Genomic DNA, 2,451 nt, shown 5'->3' with positions numbered 1-2,451 from the left:
AGATGCAGTTCACTAAGACTAAAGGTTTCGAGAAGCGTGCTCAATATTATGCTGCCAAAGCTTACTCAAATCAGGCTGATCAAGGTGATGAATATCATGACCTTAAGGAAATAATCTTTATAGCTGTCGCTGATTGTATTATTTTTCCAAATAAAGTTGAGTATAAATCAAATCATACTATTCGAGATGAAAATACTAATGAACATGATTTAAAGGATCTTTATTTTACATTCATAGAACTACCAAAATTTACAAAGACGAAGGAAGACCAACTAGAGAATATAGTAGAAAAATGGTGTTATTTTTTTCGCTATGCAGCAGAAACAAGGGAAGAAGACCTAGATAAAATAGTTGGTAGTGACGTAATAATAAAACGAGCTTATGAAGAGATGAATAAATTTAATTGGTCAAAAGAAGAGTTACTAGCATATGAGCAAAGAAAAAAACGTCTAATGGATGAGATAGCTGCTTTCGCCCAAAAATTTGATGATGGTGTTAGGGTTGGCGAAGAAAAAGGCAAAAAAGAAGGCGAAAAACAGGCTAAACTAGCTGTAGCTAAAAATTCACTTAAAGCCGGTATCTCTATAGATGTTATTGCTGAAATCACCGGCCTTTCACTAGACGAAATTAAACAACTTAACCTCCAAAAGTGATCCCTTTCTTATTATTTACAGATTCTACAGCAATTCTGTTAAGTGAAGATGGAGGTATTTTTTTCGTTAGCCATACTTTGCTTCTGATTACTACTGTTAACTATTTGCTGCCTATTATCTAGCTGTATCTCTGGACTATACACTTAAGGCCGACGTGTCTATTGATGTTATCTCTAAAATCACCGGCCTTTCTGTAGATGAGATTCAAAATTTAAAGTAATTATCCTAGCCTTACATTCCTAGCTTGAGTTAAATGACCTTGAATGTAAGTATTATTTAAATCACTCCTAGGCTTCAAGCTTCCTTTTACGTTACTAATTTCTAATTTACTATCTTTGCTATGTAATATCTCTTGCTTTGATTGCTTTAGTGTTGCATCTAGTCCCTTATTAAGTTCACCCTTAAATTTATCAAACTTCTTTGGACTTAACTTACCAGGATACCCTGCTTCTCTATCAGGACATGCTTTCTCTATATGCGATTTTAAAATTCCTGAAATCTCATTAAATTTACCACCTATAATTTCTTCTGTAATCTCATCATGTATTTTCATGAAATTAATATTTAATCGATGTATTGATATTTCACTTTTTGATGCAGCTTGCTTTACTACTTTCTCAAATTCATTTGTAATATTTAGTGCATTAGCTTGTGCCTCTAGTAAGGATTGGGAAGAAACAGATTGCTCTGTTGTAGAAACATACTTTTGACCTGTAATTTTTCTTACCAATATATCAAGTAACATTATCGTACTATTGACATCTATAGGTGCATCAACTTGTGAGATTGAATTTGTAGTACTTGATGTTTCTTCAGGTAAAACAGCCCTAGAATACAATAACCCACCTACAGAACTTTTCACCCAACTAAACAAATCATTTATCCATGTAGATGGTCTTGTGCCACTACTTATTATGTCCTCACTTCTACGATTTCTAATGTGTTGCCTACTATGTTCATGCCTATGTCTATGCATTACAGGTTGGTCAGATAACATCACAACTTCTGGTGTCATGTTTTTACTTCCAAATACTTCTTTATACACTTTATCCTGACGCTCCCTCTTTATAGTACTTAAGTACTTTGCTTTACTTATTTCTTCCCGATTCTCTTTCAAGACTATTTCTTTATCAGCAAACTTTATTGATAATGTTTCCATTTTAGGTTCTACATAAAACTTACTGAGCACTATCGTACATAGATCATCTTGTGTGTTAAAAGCATTAGTTATTATTAGATCATTACCATGATCACGAACAAATGTATAGTTTCCTGCTCTTCTAGGTGTTATTAATTTTGTATTTTCTTCTATATCTTGATTTGTTACAATGATAACTTCTTTATCCTTTTTAAATATTAAAGGTTGTGGTCTTAAACTCCACTCATTATTGTCAACATTGATTCTCATAGGAATACTTTCTACTATTACGTGAGTCTTGTTATATCTCTCAACTCCATCTTTTAATCTCACAGTAAAATACTCATCTTTTATCAATGCATCTCCTACTTGCTTTTCTACTGCTGCTCTTAATAATAAATCATTTTCAGATTTAATTACTTGTAATTCAAAACTACCTTTTCCTTTTTTTACTACATTTCTTAAGAAGATGTCTTGAAATCATTTAAGTAGCTAATTTATTAAGCATAACGGTAATCATATTAAAGAAAATATTGGTTTTTGAGGTAAGAGGAGAATGTTCGTAATCTTTGCTCATGCGCCTAAAATTGGAGAGCCAAGCAAAGGTTCTTTCAACTATCCAACGTTTTGGAATAACCTGAAATCCTTCAGCTTCGGGAT

General features: G+C 32.6%; 3 protein-coding genes. 1 reads left to right on the top strand and 2 read right to left on the bottom strand.

Annotated features, from left to right (window positions below; translation table 11 throughout):
- Positions 1 to 653: Rpn family recombination-promoting nuclease/putative transposase (locus IC220_RS07010; RefSeq protein WP_188153729.1), on the top strand; the 653-nt coding region annotated here is incomplete at its 5' end.
- 220 nt (positions 654 to 873) lie between these two features.
- Here the strand turns inward: IC220_RS07010 and IC220_RS07005 are convergent.
- Complete coding sequence (locus IC220_RS07005; RefSeq protein ID WP_188153728.1) at positions 874 to 2,148, bottom strand: latrotoxin-related protein; 1,275 nt, start codon at positions 2,146 to 2,148, stop codon at positions 874 to 876.
- A gap of 127 nt (positions 2,149 to 2,275) precedes the next feature.
- On the bottom strand, positions 2,276 to 2,451 hold a 176-nt coding region (locus IC220_RS07000), incomplete at its 5' end, for a transposase (protein ID WP_188152743.1).

Origin of the sequence: Wolbachia endosymbiont of Pentalonia nigronervosa (assembly GCF_014534705.1) — a bacterium.
GTDB lineage: Bacteria > Pseudomonadota > Alphaproteobacteria > Rickettsiales > Anaplasmataceae > Wolbachia.
This window is presented reverse-complemented; position numbering and strand designations above follow the sequence as displayed.